This is a genomic window from Enterobacter sp. 01-M-02-SI-ECC, assembly GCF_047530595.1.
GTDB lineage: Bacteria > Pseudomonadota > Gammaproteobacteria > Enterobacterales > Enterobacteriaceae > Enterobacter > Enterobacter cloacae_M.
The window spans coordinates 1-2,975 of sequence record NZ_JBLKCZ010000073.1 but is presented as its reverse complement, the minus strand read 5'-3'; the positions used below and the strand labels follow the sequence as shown (position 1 = coordinate 2,975).

Genomic DNA, 2,975 nt, shown 5'->3' with positions numbered 1-2,975 from the left:
GCGAGCTCGGTATCAGCAAGAATACCGTCGCTGACATCGTGCAACGACACAGAGCTAACGCTTAGGGTGTCATTTCGCCCTCAGCCGGAACCGACCCCATGATGCTGTTATGGACGAGTGAGAGTAATCTAATCTAACTTGATTGAGTTCCGGGCGTGCCGCCCGGTTTTTTTTGCTGTTTCCCGGTGTCCGTTCCGGGACAGGATGTGCATTTGTAATACCGCGCACGCGGCGGCATCACAAATACCCTGGTCAGGGCTGCGCCCCGACACCCCGCCATCGCCTCACGGCCGCTCACTGAATTGCGCACCCGTTCACCGATTTTCACGCATTTTCCTCGCCTATCTGTGCGTTCAGCATGGCGTAAAGCGCTTCGGCCTGATCGTGCAGGTGCTCACAGCAGCCGGCAGCCTCATCCAGATCCATCTGCTCGAGCCGCTCAAGGAGGAGAAGTGTCTGTGCGCGGATAAATTTGGCCATATTGAGGGCGGCGGATTCCTGTCTGGTCACTGGTGATTTTCCCCGTCTGGTGATGATTTTTGCGTGAAAAGAGCATGGCGTCATTCTGGTGCATAGTCATGCATGCCGTTAAAATTTAACAGGCGCGTTTCTGACGGGTTCCGGGGTGGTTTGTTGTGGTTTTTGTCATGGTTTCGTCAGGAACGCGCTGAACGCGTCTCAGGCGGTGCGGGCAACGGATGTTATGGTAAATTCTTGGGGGCTTGATTATAAAATACCGCACTTCCTCTTATGTCTTGTGCTTTTTAGACAACCCTGAAAGCTTTTAGCTTTGGTGATGCAATTTGCTGGGATTTTGGCGGAGAACCACAGGTAAAGAAAAAGGCCACATTAGCGGCCTTTTTCGGAGAAGATGCTCAGTGCGGAATTTCGGAGACTTCTTTAACGTCGGTTTTATTGATCTGCTGTTTGACACCATTCGCGTCTGTATAGCCAAGCAGGCCTGAGTCTGATTCTTTAGGTTTGCCGTCGCTGACAATAGTGCGACCGTCATTGGTGTGTATGGCATAGCTTGTGCGCGTGCAGCCGGTGAGGGCTGAAAGCGCAACTGCCGCTGCGAACACTGAAACAAAAATCTTTTTCAAAGCCAGCTCCTTTTATCCATATCAGTTTTGGTCACTAACCATCTAACTATAGGTCATTTTTTATGTGAAAAGAGGCTTGATGGTGGGCTGTATATCGAGTTAGGCGCGAGGTGCTATGGTCAAAGTGTGGTGTCAGGCGGGGAGGAGGCTTATATGAGATGTAATCCGGCCGATACATATACCAAGATGATTTAAGTATTCCTCTTTGTGAGGTTGGATGTCTAATTTATAAAGGATCTTCTTGAGATCCTTTTTTTCCGCGCGTAATCTCTTGCCCTGTAAACGAAAAAACCACCCTGGCAGGTGGTTTTTCGAAGGTTAGGTAATCCTGGCAGATCCCCTAACCGTGGTAACAGTCTTGTGCGAGACATGTCACCAAATTTGTCCTTTCAGTGTAGCCTCACTAAGGCCGCCACTTCAAGAACTCTTGAGACATCTCTCGCACATCCTGTTTGCCAATGGCCGTTGCCAATGGCGATTAGTCGTGTCTTTCCGGGTTGGACTCAAGTTGATAGTTACCGGATAAGGCGCAGCGGTCGGACTGAACGGGGGGTTCGTGCATACAGTCCATCCTGGAGCGAACTGCCTTCCCGGAACTGAGTGTCAGGCGTGGAATGAGAAACCGCGGCCATAACAGCGGAGTGACACCGGTAAACCGAAAGGCAGGAATGCGGGGGAGCACGAGGGAGCCACCAGGGGGAAACGCCTGGTATCTTTAAGCCGCATCGGGTTTCGCCACCACTGATTTGAGCGTCAGATTTCATGATGTTTGTCAGGGGGGCGGAGCCTATGGAAAAACGGCTTCGCCGCGGCCTTATCTCTTCCCTGTTAAGCTCCTTCCTGGTATCTCCCAGGAAATTTCCGCCCCGCCTGTAAGCCGGCACCGCTCGCCGCAGCCGAACGACCGAGCGCAGCGAGTCAGTGAGCGAGGAAGCGGAATATATCCTGTACTACATATCCTGCTGACGCGCTGGTGCCGCCTTTTTTCTCCTGCTACATGAAGCACTTCACTGATTTCCACATCCGTGCCAACATAGTCAGCCAGTATACACTCCGCTAGCGCTACGTGACTGGTTCAGGGCTGCGCCCCGAAACCGGCTAAAAGCTAATGACGCGCCTGCGGCTTGTCCAACGCCTCACGGCACCGGATTAAAATCCGCTCCCGTTCACCGTTTCTGACTGCCTTTCACCGTCGCTGGCGCTTCATCGTTTCTACTGTGTCTGGCAGACTGTGCTGATTTATTCTGACTGGAGAACGTTATGGCCAGACTGACAAACTTGACGCCTGCAGAGAAAAAATTTCTTGATGATGCTGTTGCCGCAGCTGAAAGAGCGTCAGGTAAAAAGCTAAATCAGCCTAACCGGCACATCGTCCTGAACAGAGCGCGTGCGCAAATTGAGTTGCAGCGTTACGCCGACCGCCAGCGTGCATTACGTGAGGATGAGCGGCAGCAGTCCGATTTTGCCTGGTCACGTCCGCGCGCGCCGCGCCGCTGATTTTGGCTTTTGGCGGTTTAGTGGTGCTGACGCTGCGAAATCACCTGCCATTCACCTGCGTGCATAGCCATGCAGTCGCGCAGAAATCATCAGGGGCGTTTTTCCGGGATACTGGTGAGGAAAGGTGCTGGAAACGGCCCTGATGCAGCAGGATTGCGCTGAGGGCGCCTGCGGGGGTGCGGGCAAGGGATGTTATGTTTAATCGGTCTGACCGTCAGGTACAAAAAAAAGCCCTTAGGGGGCTTTTTTTTTGCTATGAGTTAGCCATATTTTCGTTAAGACATGGCTTCATGATTCGGGAGTGGTTATTCGTTGTTCTCGCGAAAATGAATTGGTTAGATATTCATCAAATTCCTGTCCAGAATGCAGCATTAG

4 protein-coding genes are annotated in these 2,975 nt (G+C 52.1%); 2 read left to right on the top strand and 2 right to left on the bottom strand.

Translation table 11 applies throughout. The annotated features are described in order from the left end of the window. Positions 1–324: 324 nt before the first annotated feature. Positions 325–510, bottom strand: a complete 186-nt coding sequence (locus ACMWLG_RS25560) for a Rop family plasmid primer RNA-binding protein (protein WP_013772937.1) — start codon at positions 508–510, stop codon at positions 325–327. A 365-nt stretch (positions 511–875) separates the two neighbouring features. Further along, positions 876–1,103: a YgdI/YgdR family lipoprotein gene (locus ACMWLG_RS25555; RefSeq protein ID WP_021243043.1), complete on the bottom strand. Its 228-nt coding sequence runs from the start codon at positions 1,101–1,103 to the stop codon at positions 876–878. A 1,260-nt stretch (positions 1,104–2,363) separates the two neighbouring features. Between ACMWLG_RS25555 and ACMWLG_RS25550 the strand changes: the two genes are divergently transcribed. Next, positions 2,364–2,600 carry a hypothetical protein gene (locus ACMWLG_RS25550; protein ID WP_012772745.1) on the top strand — a complete coding sequence of 79 codons (237 nt, stop codon included), beginning with the start codon at positions 2,364–2,366 and terminating at the stop codon, positions 2,598–2,600. A 194-nt stretch (positions 2,601–2,794) separates the two neighbouring features. Next, the coding region (locus ACMWLG_RS25545; protein WP_414763059.1) for a hypothetical protein at positions 2,795–2,975 on the top strand (181 nt) is incomplete at its 3' end.